Genomic DNA, 15,369 nt, shown 5'->3' on the forward strand with positions numbered 1-15,369 from the left:
CCCGGATGGCCGCCGCGGGACCTGTCACGAGAGCCGGTTCAGATCGAGCTGTTCCTCGGCAGCAAGGAGGAATGTGCGCTCTTGCGCAGTCAAGGTCCCGCCGGACGCGAGCTCGGCGTCCCAGACCTCGACGATCATCCGGTGAAGCCGTTCCCGGGCCGGCGCGGCGGGGTCGGTTTCGAGGAGGCGATCGGGGTCGACGTTCTGCAGGATCCGTTTCCGGATTGGTTCGACGCCGGCGAGGGTGTCGGCCTCCCAGCGGGCCCGGCGTCTGCGTCCGGTCCGGCCCGCCAGGGCTGGCAGCATCAGGCCCGCCCCGACCAGAATGAGGGCGAGCATCTCCACGACTCGGATAACTGAGTCGGAGGGGAGCGGAACGGCCGCGAACGCCGGCAAGGGGATCGAGAGCAGCCCGATCGTGAACTTGATCGTGACGAACAGGCCGAGGACGCAACCGGCGCCGGCCATGGTGAAGCCGGCTTTGAAAGACCGGCGCATCCGCGGGACATACCGGAAACACGCGACGGCGCCGCCGCCGCAGATCCAGCCTAAGAATCCGACGAGCACGGCGGAAAACAGGGCGGCGGGCAGACGGTCGTGGTACAGGCCCCAGCTGTCCGTGGTGGTAGTGGGCCCCGTCAGGACGAACAGCATGAACTCCAGCGCTAACGTGAGCGTTAGCGGCAGCGTGGGGATCACGGCCCGGCGGGTGTCGGCCGGCATGATCGCCTCAAGGACGGCCCGCCGGAGGTACCAGAGACTGAGGATAACTGAGGAATGCAGGGCAAGCTTTGAGAGATTGATGCCGCCGATGTACTGATCAACCGTGGCGTACACCTCAGGCGACATCAGCACCGAGCCGGCACCAGCGAACACCGCTGCAAGGAACACCGTGTCCCGGCGGTTCCGAACCATGGCCGGGACGCGGACCGCGGCCAGAACAAAAAGAACAGCGGCCGTCAGGAGCTGGATCATCCGAACACTGAGCTGAAGTTGCCCGGCTGGCCGCCGGAGCGGTCCCGGGAGTTGCGGATACGCGCGGCGAGACGGTCGGCCAGGAGCTCCGCGGTGACCTCGACGTCATTGAGGAAATCAGTCCTCTTGAGGGCCCTGACGACCCGCTCGGGATCTAGGTCCGGGAAGAAAGTGCCGGCATAATCTGCGGATACGATGTCCTGCTCGTGGTGCAGGACCATGTGGGCGAACTCGTGGAGGACTATTTGCTGCCGGTGGACTTCGGAGGCTGCCCGGGCGTGCATGATGAGGTCCATGTGGTCAAGGCCGAACCACAGCCCGCAGACTTTATCGGTTGCCCCTTCGATCGGCTTGATGACGATCTTGCGGCCCCGCTGGAGTTCAAGGTGCTTCTGGATTGAAGCCAGCGAGACCGGCTCGCTGAGACGGAGGCTGGCCTCTGCTTCCCGTGCCCGCGACCGGGCGGCGTCGTAATCCATGTACCGAGTCCTTGGCTGTTGATAGAGCGTCAGCCTGGATACGCCACTTCCTAACGGCCAGACCTCGCCAGAATCCTATCAGTGCAGGCCGAAGCCTGATTTAGGGGCTCAGGGGAACACAGGCGTCAGGGCTGGTCAGAATCCCCGCGGGAGAGCTGCTCGTCGATCAGGTCCCGGATCTGGAGCAAGGTTTCCGGGGAGAGTCCATCCAGCTGGCGGGCGGCGAAGTTGCGCACCTTGTTGGCCCGCATGGAGGCGAGTAATTCAAGCTGGGCCTCCACCCGGGGCGGAAGTTCGTCCTCGCCGTCGATCAGGTAGTTCTCGTTTACGCCGAAGAACCTGGCCAGATTCTGCAGGAGTTCGACTTTCTTGACGGCCGGACCCGAGCCCGATCGCATGTAGTGCCACCTGGCCCGCGAGAGCGGCGTCCCCGCCGCGGACATGGCGTCGCGGACGTCATTGAACGTGATTTTCCGGCCCTCGGCTTCGGCGGTGTCCAAGAGGACGTTCAGCTTGCGGGCCAGGGCTAGACCTGGCGCGGAGGTCGGCTGGTCGTCGCTCACAGTGGCTTCTTTCATCAGACAAATGTCATCAGGCACGGGTTGTCACAAAACGTCAGGTCGCCTGCGAGTCTAGCAGATTGGACATGTCTAATCTGTTCCGTGTACGCTCAGGGCGGAGAATTGGACGTGTCCAATTCTCCGTGTGCAGGGGCGGCAACGGCCCGCCCGGCACGTCGTGGTTCGGTCAGGAGTGTGCATTGGGGGGACGCCTGGCCGGGTCCCGGCGTGGCCATCATCCCTGTCACGCCTCTGGCCGCGACTGTCTGCGCGGCTCCCGGTACTCTTGCCACCTGCCCTCCGCAAGAACATAGTTGAGGGAATTCACGAACTCCGCGGCACTAGGCAGGCGAACATGCTGAATATCGGGATTCCGGACAACGGCTTGCTACACGGCAAGACCGCCCTGATCTACGGTGGCGGAGGGGCGGTCGGCGGGGCGGTGGCGAGGGCTTTCGCGGCCGACGGCGCCACGGTCCACATCGCCGGGAGGACCGAATCGCGGCTGGAAAAAGTAGCCCATGACATTCGCGCGGCCGGCGGCACAGCCGAAACCGCCGTCGTCGACGCCCTCGACGAAGAGCAGGTGGATGCGTTCGTAAGCCGGGTGGCGAAGAAGAGCAAGAGGATCGACATCTCCTTCAATGTGATCTCGTTCGGCGACGTCCAGGAGCCACTCATGGAGATTGATGTGGATGACTTCACCCGGCCCATCACCCTGGCCGCGCGCACGCACTTCCTTACCACCCGCGCGGCCGCCACCTACATGGTCAAGCAACGCTCCGGCGTCGTGCTCATGTTCGGCGGCTCTGGCCCGCAGACCATCCCCGGCCTGGGCGGTTTCAAAGTGGCGCTCGACGCTATGGAGGGGCTGCGCCGGCAGTGGGCCCTCGAGCTGGGAAAACACGGCATCAGGGTGGTCACCATGGTCACCGGTGGCATTATCGAAACCATCCCGTGGCAGACCGAGGGCCGCGAGGAGATCGTGGTGGAGATTGCCAGGACCGCACACCTGAACAGAACGGCCACGCTGGCGGACGTCGGAAACGTGGCTTCCTTCATCGCCTCGGACAAGGCGGCGGCCATCACCGACGCGACCGTCAACATCTCCGCCGGCGCGATCGTGGACTACTGACGCGGGCTAGGCAACCAGGTTGGCTGCGGCGACATCCATGTGTTCGAGGACCGTTGTGCGGGCCAGGGTCGCGTTACCGGTCTCGATCGCGGCGACGATGTCGTGGTGCCGGTCCACGCTCATGTTCTTAACGGCCCGCTCGATGCCGGCAAACATGATGGACATCCGAATGGAGCCCTCAAGCGACTCCCAGGAGTGCAGCAGGGTCTCGTTTCCGCTGAGACGGCACAGTGTTCGGTGGAACTCTAGATCTGATTCAATCCGTTCCTCCAGGCTCGCCTCGGCGGCCGCGGCCATGGCATCGACGGCCAAGCGCAGGGATGCAATCACCGAGGTCCGGTCCGGCAATTCACAAAGCGTCCGGACCGCGAGCGATTCGAGCGCCGCCCGGACGGCGAAGATGTCCCGGATTTCCTTGTCGTCCAGGTGCCGCACGGACAGCCGGCCGCGCGGTCCTGCCGACAGCAGTCCTTCCTGTTCCAGCTGGCGCAGGGCCTCGCGCAGTGTTCCCCGGCTGATCTGGAGCATGTCGGACAGCTCGGTCTCCACCAGATGCCGTCCGGGCTCCAGTTCACCGCTCGTGATGGCCGTGCGCAGCGCGGATAGCGCCTGCTCGCGGAGGCTCTTCTTTTCCAGTCCGAGAAGCGGGGCTGTTGCTCCGGCCATGGGTTGTCCTCACTGTCAGTGGTCAACTGTCTACAGTTGGTGTGTTAACAGTTGATGGTACGGCACGGACGCGGGACCGGCAGCTGCCGGCCCCGCGCATCATCAGGCAAGCTCGGCGAGGACCTTGGCAACGATCCGCTGAACCGAAAGCCCGTACCGTTCGTGCAGGGTGGGCAGTGCGCCCGCGTCGAGGAACTCATCGGGCAGCGCCACCGGCACCACCCGTTTGCCGAGTCCCGCCGTGACCACGGCCGAGGCCACTGTCTCGAACAGGCCGCCCACCACGCTGTGGTTCTCCAGCGTCACCGCGAGGCGGTCGGTGTTCAGCTCGGCGAGGACCGTTGCGGTGTCGAACGGCTTGATGGTGGGGGCATGGACGACGGCGACATCCACGTGGTGCGCCGCCAGTGCCTCTGCCACCTGAAGAGCCCGCATGGTCATCAGCCCGCTGGAGATGAAGACGACGTCGCGGCCCCCGCGGAGGACTTTGGCCTTGCCGAGCTCGAAGCTGTAGTCGTACTCGTCCAGCACGGTCGGAACGTTGCCGCGCAGCAGGCGCAGGTACGTGGGCCCTTCGCTGGCCGCCAGCTGCGGGACGGCCTGCTCGATGTCCATCGAGTCGCAGGGATCCACGATGGTCAGGTTGGGCATGCCGCGGAAGATCGCCATATCCTCGGTCGCCTGGTGGCTGGGCCCATACCCGGTGGTCAGCCCGGGGAGCCCGCCGACGATATTGACGTTGAGGTTCGGCTCGGCGGCGTCCAGGCACAGGAAGTCATAGGCGCGGCGGGCGGCGAACACCGAGTACGTGGACGCGAACGGGACCAGCCCTGTCTCAGCCAGACCGGCCGCGGCGCCGAAGAGCAACTGCTCGGCCATGCCCATCTGGAAGAAGCGTTCCGGGAAGGCCTGGGCGAAGATGTGCATGTCCGTGTATTTGCCTAGGTCCGCGGTCAGTCCCACGATCTTGTCGTTCTCCTGCGCGGCCTTGACCAGGGCGTGCCCGAACGGCGCGGATGCGGTTTTCTGGCCCGGATCCGCGAAGGACGCGATCATGGCCGACGTCTTTAGCTTCGGTGTGGTGGCGGTGCTCATCGTGCGGCCTTTCCTTCGTATCCTGCGGTCAGTTGCTCGCGGCAGAGCTGCCATTCGTGTTCTTCGATGCGCATGAAGTGGGCTTTTTCGCGGTCCTCGAGCAGCGGAACGCCGCGGCCAACTTTGGTGTCGCAAAGGATCACGGAGGGACGTCCGACGGCGGCTGCCTGGGTGGCAGCGTTGTCGAACGCGGCCAGCAGCGCGCTGACGTCGTTCCCGTCCACACGCTGGGCGTACCAGCCGAACGCCTGCCATTTTTCGGTGATGGGTTCGGTGCGGAGCACGGTGTCGGTCTTGCCGTCGGCCTGCAGGGCGTTGATGTCCACCATGGCGGTGAGGTTGCCGAGCTGGTGGTGATGGGCGCCCATGGCTGCCTCCCACGTGGAGCCCTCATCGAGTTCGCCGTCGGAGAGGAAGTTGTAGACCCGGGAGTCCGAACCCTGGTACCGCAGGCCCAGTGCGGCGCCGACGGCGATCGAGAGGCCGTGGCCGAGGGAGCCGCCGGAGATCTCCATGCCGGGGGTGTAGGTGGACATTCCGGACATCGGCAGCCGGGAGTTGTCCGAGCCGTAGGTCTCCAGTTCTTTCACGGGGATGATCCCGGCCTCGGCGAGCGCCGCGTAGTGGCCGATCGCGTAGTGGCCGGTGGAGAGCAGGAACCTGTCCCGCCCGTCCCATTCTGGGTCATCGGCGCGGAAGCGGAGCTGGTCCGCATAGACAACCGCCAGCATGTCGGCCGCGCCGAGGGCCTGCCCGACATAGCCCTGGCCCTGGACCTCGCCCATGTTCAGGGCGTGGTGCCGGATCCGGAACGCGGCCCCCTCGACCCGGTCAACCCGTTCTTTCCCGACGCCGGAGGCTTTGCCTCGGGCTGCTTTTTCCTGTGTGAGAACCACAATTCTGCCTTTCAAAAGTGATGTGACGAGCTTGCGGGAGGCCGTCGACGGCGTCCCGGGGGGTGCGCCCCTACGCGCTCACGTGGGCGGGGGTGCTTTTGGTGGCCTCGTCCGCGAGCTGGCGTTCGCGCTTGCCCCAGGTTTCCCGGGTGGCGAGGGCTGCCCAGAGGCCGATGGCGGCGTAGGTGCCGAAGAGCAGCGCCGGGCCCATCCAGCCGAAGCTGACGAACAGCAGGGTGGTGATGAACGGGGTGAAGCCGGAGACCATGGCGGAGATCTGGTAGGCCAGCGAGGCGCCGGAGGCGCGGGTCTTGGCCTGGAAGAGCTCCGGGAACCAGGCGCCCTGAGCGCCGGCGAGCGAGTTCTGGCAGACGGCGTAGGAGATCACCAGGGTGGCGATGATGAAGATGAACAGGCCGGTGTTGACCAGGAGGAACATCGGTACGGCGAACGCTACCGCGAAGGCGCAGGACCAGATGTAGAGCGGGCGCCGGCCGATCCTGTCGGTCAGTCGTGCCCAAGCCTGCGTGGCGAAGATGCCGATTGCGGAGGCGATGCACAGTGCTACGAGCGTCTGGGTCTTGTCGGCCAGGTGCTGGCTGTTCAGATAGGAAATCATGTAGGTGATGGACACGGCGTAGCCCGCGGTCTCGGCAATGCGCAGGCCGATGCCCTTGACGATGTTGCGCCAGTCCGTTTTAAGGACCTCCGTGATGGGCGACTTCACGATGTCGCCGCTGTCCTTGACCTCGTCGAAGACGGGGGACTCGGGGACTTTGGAGCGGATGATCAGGCCGACGATCACCAGCACGATGCTGGCGAGGAACGGAATGCGCCAGGCGAGTTCGCCGCCGAGCTGGACGCTGAAGAGGAAAACCATGTTGGCCAGCAGCAGCCCGACCGGGAAGCCGGCCTGGACCATGCCGGTGTACTTGCCCTTGGACTTCCACGGGGCGTGTTCGTAGCTCATGAGGATGGCGCCGCCCCACTCCGCGCCGAAGGCCAGGCCCTGGACGATGCGGACGAACACCAGCAAAGCAGGGGCCATCAGGCCGACCTGGCCGTAGGTGGGAAGCAGGCCGATCACGAAAGTGGCGACGCCCATGAGGATCAGGGAGGCCACCAGGACGGGTTTGCGGCCGACCTTGTCGCCCAGGTGGCCGCCGATGATGCCGCCGATCGGGCGGGCCGCAAAACCCACACCGAGGGTGGCGAAGGCGGCCAGGGTTCCGGTCACCGGGTCGCCGGTGGGGAAGAAGGCCGTACCGAAGTACAGGGCGGCCGCGGTGCCAAAGCCGATGAAGTCATAGGTTTCGATGACTGCGCCGACGCTGGAGCCGATCGCGACGCGCCGGGCCGCATTCGTGCCATGCACAGGGCCCCGCATGCTGAGAGCTTCGTTGCTCATGTCAATCCCTTTCGAAGAGAGCTGCCGACGCTTCCGCATCGACACTGTCGACTGTTAACAGATGATATGCCCAGTGTGACCCGCGTCATAGGCAATGTCAACAGTCAACTTCAAAGGTTGACTGTTGACAGTTGAATTTTGTAATGTGGTCCATATCACCACCGCCCGAGGGCGCAACCAGAGGATCAACGACGATGTTCAATTCCCGACTCGGCTGCTCGTCCATCAGCTTCCGCCACCAGGACCTGTCCGAGGCCCTGCGTACCATCGCGGGCCTCGGCTTCGAGGAAATAGATCTCGGCGCCCTCCCCGGTGTGTGCGACCACGTTCCCTACGACCTCGATGCCGAGGCCGTAGCCGCCGTGACGGCCGAGGTCCTTGCGTCCGGGCTGCGGGTCCGGTCGGTCAACGGGGACATCGGGGACCTCAACGCCGTGCTCGACGCCGCCGCACAGTCCGCCCGGAACCGGCACCTTGATGCCCTCCTCACCTTGGCGGCCGGCACCGGCGCCAAGGCCCTGGTCCTGCCCTGCGGCGCCCTCGGCCACGACCCTGTCCGCAGCCTCGACGAGGACCTGGACACCATTGCCGCGCAACTTATCAGGGCCAAGCGGCGGGCGGACGAGTTCGGCGTCGAACTCTGGACCGAGTCACTGCACTTCCTTCGGTTCTGCTGGAACCTGGAGCGCGCGGAACTGCTGGCCCGGCGGCTGGCCGGTTCCGGCGTAGGGATCGTCATGGACTTCAGCCATATCGTGGCCGCAGGCGAGGACCCGCTGGACTACCTCACGCGCCATCAGGGCCGGATCGCCCATGTCCACCTACGCGATGCCGTGCCGGGGAACATCAACCTCAGCATTGGCAACGGCCAGGCCGATTTCGCCGCGGGCCTGGGCGCCCTCGCAGCCGTTGGCTACACGGGGCACTTTTCCCTGGAACTGGAGACCCGGGACGTCACACACGGGGAACGCCCCGCCGCGGCCGCCAAGGCCGCCAGCTGCATCACTGACCTCATCTGACTTTCCACACCAACGAACAACCCAAGGAGCATCATGAGCACCATCCAGCGCACCGCCGTCCTCACCGGGGCAACCTCGGACCGGGGGATCGGCATCACCACCGCACGCCGCTACGCCAGCCAAGGCTGGGCCGTGGTGATCCTGGACCTCGACGGCGAGAAGTCCGCCAAGGTCGCAGCGGAGATCGGCAACGAGTTCAACGTGCCCGCGTTTGGCTACGAGGTCGACGTCGCCAGCGAGGACTCCGTCAACGCCGCTTACCAGGCCGTGGCCGCCGAGGTCCGCTCCGGCAGCCTCCCCGCCGTCGGCGCCTTGGCGAATATCGCCGGCATCACCTCGCCGGTGCCGTTCCTCGAGACCACGCTGGAGCTGTGGAACAAGGTCATGGCCGTGAACGCCACGGGTACCTACCTGGTCACCAAGGCGTTCCTGCCCGACATGATCGCAAGCGGCTGGGGCCGGATCGTGAACATGTCCTCCGTCTCCGCCCAGCGCGGCGGCGGCGTCTTTGGCAAGGTCCCGTACTCCGCAGCCAAGGCCGCGATCCTGGGTTTCACCAAGGCCCTGGCCCGTGAGCTCGGAAGCACCGGCGTGACCGTCAATGCCATCACCCCCGGCGCCGTGGACACCAACATCCGCGTGGGCAGCACCGAGGAACAGGAAGCGGCCATCAACGCCGGCATCCCGCTCGGACGCAACGCCAGCACCGAAGAAATCGCCGCCGTCATCACGTTCCTGTCCTCCGAGGAATCCGCCTACCTCACCGGAACCACCATCGACATCAACGGCGGAAGCCACATCCACTAGCAGCCACACTGTTCAGTTGATCGAGCGTCAGACGACCGAGCGCAGCCGAGAGAGCCCACGATGACCAGAATATTTAACAACCCGTCAGATTTCGCCGAGGAGGCCCTCGCCGGCTTCTGCGACGTCCACGCGAACCAGGTGCGCCAGGTGCCCGGCGGCGCTGTCCGCCGGCACCGGCCCCGCCAGCCGAAGGTGGCCGTGCTGGCCGGCGGCGGCTCGGGGCACTACCCGGCGTTCGCCGGGCTCATCGGCACCGGACTGGCCGACGGCGCGGTCGTCGGGAACATCTTCACCTCGCCGTCGGCCCAGCAGGCTTACTCTGTGGCCAAGGCAGCGGATTCCGGCGCCGGAGTGGTGTTCGCCTACGGCAACTACGCCGGCGACGTCATGAACTTCGGCATGGCCAGCGAACGGCTCGCCGCCGAAGGGATCCAGGTGGCGAATGTCTTGGTGACCGACGACGTCGCCAGCGCACCGCCGTCCGAATCGGAAAAACGCCGCGGCATCGCCGGCGACTTCACGGTCTTTAAGATCATGGGTGCGGCGGCCGAAGCGGGCGCCAACCTGGCCGACGTCGTTCGTCTCGGCCGGAAGGCCAACGGCCTGACCCGCACCATCGGCAGCGCCTTCCACGGCTGCACCTTCCCCGGTGCCGAGGCTCCGCTGTTCACCCTCAAGGACCGGCAGATGGGGCTCGGCCTGGGCATTCACGGCGAACCCGGCCTGTTCGACACCGATCTGCCGCCCGCCAAGGAGCTGGGCCAGGAGTTCGTGTCCCGGCTGCTGGCCGAGACGCCGCACAGTGCGGGCGACCGCATAGCCGTCATTCTCAACGGGCTCGGTTCCACCAAGCACGAAGAACTTTTTGTCCTCTGGCTTAGCGTCGCATCGCTGCTTCGCGCCGCCGGTTACACGCTGGTGATGCCGGAGGTCGGCGAACTCGTCACGAGTCTGGACATGGCCGGCGTTTCACTGACCGTGACCTGGCTGGATGACGAACTCGAGTCGCTCTGGACCGCTCCCGCCGAGACCCCTGCGTACCGGCGCGGGAATGCCGCCCTCCCCGGCGGGGAGGCCGACGAGTCGACGCCGGCCGAGGATGCGGCGGTACCGGAAGCCTTCGCCGCGGCCGAAGCTTCTCGTGACTATGCACAGCAGTGCGTCGCTGCCTTGGCGGCAGCCCGCGCAGCCATCCACGACGCCGAGAAGTTCCTGGGCGACCTCGATGCCATTGCCGGTGACGGAGACCACGGGCGGGGCATGGTCCGCGGGATTGATACGGCCTGTGCCGCCGCCACAGGGGCTGCGTCCCGCGGGGCCGGGGCCGGGGCCGTCCTGGCTACCGCTGGCGACGCCTGGGCGGATAACGCCGGTGGCACCTCTGGCGTGCTGTGGGGCGCCGGCCTTCGGGCCTTCGGCGAGTCCCTCGGCAACGACCACGCGCCCAGTGCGGCCGAACTGGCGGCAGCGGTGACTGCCTTTGCCGCCCGGATCACGGAGCTCGGCAAGGCCGACGTCGGCGACAAGACCATGGTGGACGCGCTAGTCCCGTTCACCGAGACGTTCAGCCGGCTCGCCAGCGACGGAGCCGGAGCGGACGCCGCCTGGGCGGAAGCGGCGCGCGAGGCTGCCTCCGCGGCGCAGGCCACCGCGGCCCTGCGACCGCTGAAGGGACGGGCGCGGCCCCTTGCGGAAAAGAGCGTGGGTACACCCGACCCGGGCGCCACGTCCCTGGCGATGGTATTCACTGTGTTAGGTCCGCACCTTGCCGGTTTGAATATTGCCGGTGTGGGGCAGCCGGCAGGAGCACGCCCGTGAGCCCGGGAGCAGGGATCCGGCTAATTGTGGGCGCGGACGAGGCCGGGGTGGATTACAAGGACCAGATCCTGGCGGACCTCCGGACAGACCCGCGTGTGGCGGAAGTCATCGATATCGGCGTCAACCGCGGCGACGTCCCGGAGCTGTTCACCAAGCCCTACCCGTATGTCGGCATTGCAGCGGGGGAGCTGATCCGGGACGGGCAGGCGGACCGGGCCATCCTGTTCTGCGGCACGGGGATCGGCGTCGCCATTGCCGCCAACAAGGTGGACGGCATCCGGGCCGCAACCGCCCATGACTCCTTCAGCGTGGAGCGGTCCGTGCTTTCCAACGACTGCCAGATCCTCACGATGGGCCAGCGCGTGGTGGGGCTGGAACTGGCACGGCGGCTCGCCCGGGAATGGATCGGCTACACCTTCGATCCCGACTCCGCCTCGGCGGACAAGGTGAAGGTGCTCACCGACTTCGAGGGCTGCTGAGGCCCGGCTACTCCACGCTGACTTTGATCCGCTGCACCACGTTGTTGCCCATGCCCTGGTAGTTCCATGCCTGTTCCAGCGGTTGTACCGCGCCGCTGGCGTCGGTGGCACGGCAGGAGAGTTCGTGTTCGCCGGGATCGGCCACCCAGGGCATCGACCAGGCGCACCAGGCGAACGGCGCGGCCGGGTGCTCCAGATGGGCCGGTGCCCACTTTCCGTCGATCCCGACATCGACGCGCTGCACGGCGTCCTGCCCGGACCAAGCCCGGCCGGTCAGCACCACCGGTCCGCGGGGCAGGATCCGGCTCCGGGTGAAGAAATCCGGGACGCCCGGCGGAACCATGAGCGAGCGGACCTTTATCCACGTGACCGGGGTGCCGGGATCGTCAGCATCCTGCTGGTATTTGTAGGCCACGGCCTGCTGGAAACCGTCATAGGGCTTGGTCAGGACCTTGATCGTGGACAGCCACTTCACGCTCGCCATGCCGTACCAGCCGGGCACCACGAGCCGGAGCGGATAGCCGTGCTGCGGTGGCAGGTCTGCGTTGTTCATCCGGTAGGCGAGCACGACGTCGGGCCGCAGGGCCTCGCCGATCGGCAGGCTCCGGGCAAACTGCTGGGCGACGCCACCCTGGACGCCGGAGTCCGCCCCGGTGAACAGCACCTCCACGGCGTCGTCCTCCACTCCGGCCTGGGTCAGCAGGTAGGCGAGCGGGACGCCGGTCCATACGGCGGTGCCCACTCCCTCCAGGACCCAGGGCTGGCTCAAAGGACGGGGCCGCAGCAGGGAACGGCCGTTGCCGGCGCACTCCAGAGTGACCGGGAGGGTGATGCTCGGTGCCCGGCGCAGGGCACGCAGGCTCAGCTCCAGGGACCGCTGCACGGCGCCGCCGATCTGCAGATGCCAGTGCTCGGCGTCGATGAATGGGATGTCGAAGTGGGTGAGCACATAGTGCAGCCCGGGTGGCGTGGTATCGATCCGTAGAGCCTCGAGCGGCATGGAATGATTCCGCACGGCGAGCTGGAGCTCGTCCGCTGTCAGCGGGCCGTGGCTCGGTTCGCCGGAATGCGCTGCGAGTTTCCGGGCCTGTCGGCGCGGACTCTTCAGGACGGCGGAGTGTCTGGACATTTGCTTCGGCATGGCGCGCTGCGATTCTTCTCCGCACCGGCCCGTTTCTGGCCGATGTCACCTGAAATCAGGTCTACGCCGCAGCCCGGAAACCGTCAACACCGGGCCGGGCCTGTCCTGTCAGGTGCCGGGGCCGGTCCCGGCCGGTCCCGCGAGACAGCCGGTGCGGGAGCTACAGCGTGTGCGCCTCGGCCAGGAACTGCTCCAGGCTCAAGGGTTCGCGGCCCGTCAGCTCGTGCACCGCCGACGTCGGACCGGCCAGTTCGCCGGCCGCGATGGCCGTGTACGTGCTCACCCAGGCGTCCACCTGCCACGGCGGGGCACCATAGGAGGCGCGGGACGCGTAGGCCTCCGCCAGGGTCTCGTTGTGGAAGGTGATGGTCCGACCGGTTCCGGCCGTCAGGAGTTCCGCGCCGCGGACCAGCGAGATGTCCTCCGGGCCCGTCAGATTGTAGATCCGTCCCACGTGCATGGCAGGGTCCCGCAGCACGGTGACGGACGAGCGGGCAATGTCCGCCCGCGCCACGGCCGCCATGACGCCATCCCCGGCGGGGCCGCGGATGACGCCGTCTTCCCCGGCCAGCAGCGGCAGGAAGTCCAGGTAGAAGTTGTCCCGCAGGAACGTGTAGTCCATGCCGGAGGCCTTGATGCGCTCCTCCGTCGCGAAGTGGTCCCTGCCCAGGGTGAACGTGGAGTCCGGCGCCGCGCCGAAGAACGAGGTGTAAACGATGTGTTGGACGCCCGCTGCGGCCGCCGCGTCGACGAAGGCGTAGTGCTGCTGCAGCCGGTTCTCGGCCTCGGCGGCAGAGACCATGAACAGCGTTTTCGCCCCGACCAGCGCCGCCGTCGTCTGCTCTTGATCGGCGTATGTGGTTACGACGGGGACGGCACCTTCGAGAGCAGGAGCCCGGGCGGCGTCCCGCACCAGGAGCCGTTGTTGGCTTCCGGCCCCGGCCAGCAGCCTGGCCACCAGGCCGCCCAGGTGGCCGGTGGATCCGGTGACGGCGAGCTCGGGCGCGTTGGGCATGGGCCTAGGCCTCGCGGGAGGCGGGCGACTTGGTCTGCGCGGGGTCGCGTTCTGCCAGCGAGCCGATGACGGCGTCGATCTTGTCCATGATCACCGCGTCCAGCTTCACGCCCGCGGCTGCCACGTTTTTCTCGATCTGCTCCGGCCGGGACGCGCCCATGATCGCCGAGGCCACGTTCTTGTTCTGCAGCACCCAGGCGATGCTGAGCTGCGCCATGGTCAGCCCGGCCTCGTCCGCGATCGGCTTGAGCTGCTGGACACCGGTAAGGACCTCGTTGGACATCCAACGCTCGATCATCCGCGAACCGCCCTTGGAATCCGTGGCGCGGCTGCCCTCGGGGGCCGGCTTGCCGGGGTGGTATTTGCCGCTCAGCACGCCCTGCGCGATCGGGGACCAGACGATCTGGGACAGGCCCAGCTCTTCCGACGCCGGAATCACCTCGGCCTCGATCACCCGCCACAGCATGGAGTACTGCGGCTGGTTGGAGATCAGCTGGAAGCCCAGTTCGTTGGCGAGGGCATGGCCATCGCGGATCTGGTTGGCCGTCCACTCGCTGACCCCGATGTACAGGGCCTTGCCCTGCCGCACGATGTCCGCGAACGCCTGCATGGTCTCTTCCAGCGGCGTCTCGTAGTCGTAGCGGTGGGCCTGGTAGAGATCCACGTAGTCGGTCTGCAACCGCCTGAGGGAGCCGTTGATGGACTCCATGATGTGCTTGCGGGACAGTCCAAGATCGTTGTGGCCCTTGGGCCCGGTGGGGCCGAATACCTTGGTGAAGACTTCGAGCGACTCCCGGCGCTCGTCCTTCAAGGCGGCGCCGAGGACCGTCTCCGCCGCGGTGTTGGCGTAGACGTCGGCCGTGTCGAAGGTGCTGATACCGGCGTCGAGCGCGGCCCGCACGCACTGGGTGGCAACGTCGTTCTCCACCTGGGAGCCATGGGTCAGCCAGTTGCCGAACGTAATTTCTGAAATCTTGAAGCCGCTGTGCCCGAGGTATCTGAATTCCATGGGTTCCAACGTATCGGACTTGCCTGCCCGGGGTAAGGGCTCAGCCCGCTTTGCGCTCTTGGGCTGGCGGTTTGGCCTTCCCGGCCGGAAGACTGCCGCGCAGCGACACGAGCGAGCCGGTATCCAGCAGGGACTTCGCCGCGGGCATGGGCGGCTTTTTGAACGCCCGCGGGACGACGCCAAGTGTTCCATTGGTGTCCATGGCCGACTGCACGAGGGCTGAGACTTCCTTGATGTCCCCTGCCGGTGCCGTGGGGTTGGGCAGGTCCCGGACGGTGACACGGACGGCCGGGCCGGCTTCGGCCTTGGCCCTTGCGGCGGCGCGGGCATCTGCCCGGGCCACGGCGGCCGCCCACTCCGGCGACAGCGTCGGCTCCTTCTTGGCTGCATTTCGGGCGGGGCGGCGCGGTTTCATCGCCGCGGCCGGGCGCACGGGCTTTGCGGCCTTCGCCGGCGCGTTCCGCGTCCGATCATCCCCTGCTGCATCTTCCCCTGCTGCAGCTTCGCGTGCTGCACCTTCCCGTATAACGGGGTTTCCGCGGAGGAGCCCGGCGACGGCCAGGACGACGACTGCCGCCAGTCGGCCGATCCCTGCGAGCACGAGTGTGGCGGCGAAGACCATGAAGAGACCGAGGAACATCAAGAACGCCAGGCCGAGGGTCCCGAAAAAAGTCAGGTTCAGCGCAATGGTCGTTGGATCTTCCATGTCACCTCTCCTTGCCGGCCTGCTGCAGCGTGGTCCCTGTCGCAAGCACGTGGCGGGCAGGAGCCCCCTTAACAATACGTACTTTTTGCAGGCCCCGTGCCGCACCCGTTCGGTCGCGGTGAAGATGCGTCAAAGCCGTTATCCGGGAGCAGGGCGCGGCC

At 66.8% G+C, this 15,369-nt stretch carries 16 protein-coding genes; 5 read left to right on the forward strand and 11 right to left on the reverse strand.

The window, feature by feature from the left end:
* Positions 1 to 24: 24 nt before the first annotated feature.
* The 3 genes from BLS42_RS18560 to BLS42_RS18570 all read right to left on the reverse strand — a co-directional run bounded on the left by BLS42_RS18560 (position 25) and on the right by BLS42_RS18570 (position 2,032).
* A complete protein-coding gene (locus BLS42_RS18560; RefSeq protein ID WP_090583803.1) occupies positions 25 to 975 on the reverse strand; it encodes a hypothetical protein in 951 nt (316 codons plus the stop codon).
* On the reverse strand, positions 972 to 1,454 hold the full coding sequence (locus BLS42_RS18565; RefSeq protein ID WP_090583805.1) for a hypothetical protein: 483 nt from the start codon (positions 1,452 to 1,454) through the stop codon (positions 972 to 974). Before BLS42_RS18565 ends, BLS42_RS18560 begins: the two co-directional genes overlap by 4 nt.
* A gap of 125 nt (positions 1,455 to 1,579) precedes the next feature.
* Positions 1,580 to 2,032 carry a hypothetical protein gene (locus tag BLS42_RS18570; protein WP_090583807.1) on the reverse strand — a complete coding sequence of 151 codons (453 nt, stop codon included), beginning with the start codon at positions 2,030 to 2,032 and terminating at the stop codon, positions 1,580 to 1,582.
* A gap of 337 nt (positions 2,033 to 2,369) precedes the next feature.
* Between BLS42_RS18570 and BLS42_RS18575 the strand changes: the two genes are divergently transcribed.
* Positions 2,370 to 3,149, forward strand: coding sequence for an SDR family NAD(P)-dependent oxidoreductase (locus BLS42_RS18575; protein WP_090583808.1), 780 nt, complete (start codon positions 2,370 to 2,372; stop codon positions 3,147 to 3,149).
* Between the two features lie 6 nt (positions 3,150 to 3,155).
* Here BLS42_RS18575 and BLS42_RS18580 read toward each other — a convergent pair whose 3' ends face one another.
* From BLS42_RS18580 to BLS42_RS18595, 4 genes are all read right to left on the reverse strand, one after another.
* The gene (locus BLS42_RS18580; protein ID WP_090583810.1) at positions 3,156 to 3,815 is read right to left on the reverse strand and encodes a GntR family transcriptional regulator; all 660 of its coding nucleotides are present in this window, start codon (positions 3,813 to 3,815) and stop codon (positions 3,156 to 3,158) included.
* A gap of 102 nt (positions 3,816 to 3,917) precedes the next feature.
* Positions 3,918 to 4,910 (reverse strand): transketolase family protein, encoded by a 993-nt coding sequence (locus BLS42_RS18585; protein ID WP_090583811.1) that lies wholly within the window; start codon positions 4,908 to 4,910, stop codon positions 3,918 to 3,920.
* A complete protein-coding gene (locus tag BLS42_RS18590; RefSeq protein WP_090583813.1) occupies positions 4,907 to 5,806 on the reverse strand; it encodes a transketolase in 900 nt (299 codons plus the stop codon). Before BLS42_RS18590 ends, BLS42_RS18585 begins: the two co-directional genes overlap by 4 nt.
* Positions 5,807 to 5,876: 70 nt before the next feature.
* The gene (locus tag BLS42_RS18595) at positions 5,877 to 7,214 is read right to left on the reverse strand and encodes an MFS transporter (protein WP_090583814.1); all 1,338 of its coding nucleotides are present in this window, start codon (positions 7,212 to 7,214) and stop codon (positions 5,877 to 5,879) included.
* 194 nt (positions 7,215 to 7,408) lie between these two features.
* Between BLS42_RS18595 and BLS42_RS18600 the strand changes: the two genes are divergently transcribed.
* The 4 genes from BLS42_RS18600 to BLS42_RS18615 are packed head-to-tail and all read left to right on the forward strand — an operon-like array spanning position 7,409 to position 11,337.
* Positions 7,409 to 8,233, forward strand: coding sequence for a sugar phosphate isomerase/epimerase family protein (locus tag BLS42_RS18600; protein ID WP_090583816.1), 825 nt, complete (start codon positions 7,409 to 7,411; stop codon positions 8,231 to 8,233).
* Between the two features lie 33 nt (positions 8,234 to 8,266).
* A complete protein-coding gene (locus BLS42_RS18605) occupies positions 8,267 to 9,040 on the forward strand; it encodes an SDR family NAD(P)-dependent oxidoreductase (protein ID WP_090583817.1) in 774 nt (257 codons plus the stop codon).
* 60 nt (positions 9,041 to 9,100) lie between these two features.
* Positions 9,101 to 10,858: a dihydroxyacetone kinase family protein gene (locus BLS42_RS18610; protein ID WP_090583819.1), complete on the forward strand. Its 1,758-nt coding sequence runs from the start codon at positions 9,101 to 9,103 to the stop codon at positions 10,856 to 10,858.
* Positions 10,859 to 10,872: 14 nt separating this feature from the next.
* Positions 10,873 to 11,337, forward strand: a complete 465-nt coding sequence (locus tag BLS42_RS18615; protein ID WP_090583850.1) for an RpiB/LacA/LacB family sugar-phosphate isomerase — start codon at positions 10,873 to 10,875, stop codon at positions 11,335 to 11,337.
* A 7-nt stretch (positions 11,338 to 11,344) separates the two neighbouring features.
* Here the strand turns inward: BLS42_RS18615 and BLS42_RS18620 are convergent, their stop codons facing one another.
* From BLS42_RS18620 to BLS42_RS18635, 4 genes are all read right to left on the reverse strand, one after another.
* Complete coding sequence (locus tag BLS42_RS18620; protein WP_090583851.1) at positions 11,345 to 12,466, reverse strand: sulfite oxidase; 1,122 nt, start codon at positions 12,464 to 12,466, stop codon at positions 11,345 to 11,347.
* Between the two features lie 172 nt (positions 12,467 to 12,638).
* Positions 12,639 to 13,493 carry an SDR family oxidoreductase gene (locus BLS42_RS18625; RefSeq protein WP_090583821.1) on the reverse strand — a complete coding sequence of 285 codons (855 nt, stop codon included), beginning with the start codon at positions 13,491 to 13,493 and terminating at the stop codon, positions 12,639 to 12,641.
* Positions 13,494 to 13,497: 4 nt separating this feature from the next.
* A complete protein-coding gene (locus BLS42_RS18630; protein ID WP_090583822.1) occupies positions 13,498 to 14,502 on the reverse strand; it encodes an aldo/keto reductase family protein in 1,005 nt (334 codons plus the stop codon).
* A 40-nt stretch (positions 14,503 to 14,542) separates the two neighbouring features.
* Positions 14,543 to 15,208 carry a hypothetical protein gene (locus BLS42_RS18635; RefSeq protein ID WP_090583824.1) on the reverse strand — a complete coding sequence of 222 codons (666 nt, stop codon included), beginning with the start codon at positions 15,206 to 15,208 and terminating at the stop codon, positions 14,543 to 14,545.
* Between the last annotated feature and the right edge of the window lie 161 nt (positions 15,209 to 15,369).

It is taken from the genome of Arthrobacter sp. ov407 (assembly GCF_900102895.1).
Lineage (GTDB): Bacteria > Actinomycetota > Actinomycetes > Actinomycetales > Micrococcaceae > Arthrobacter.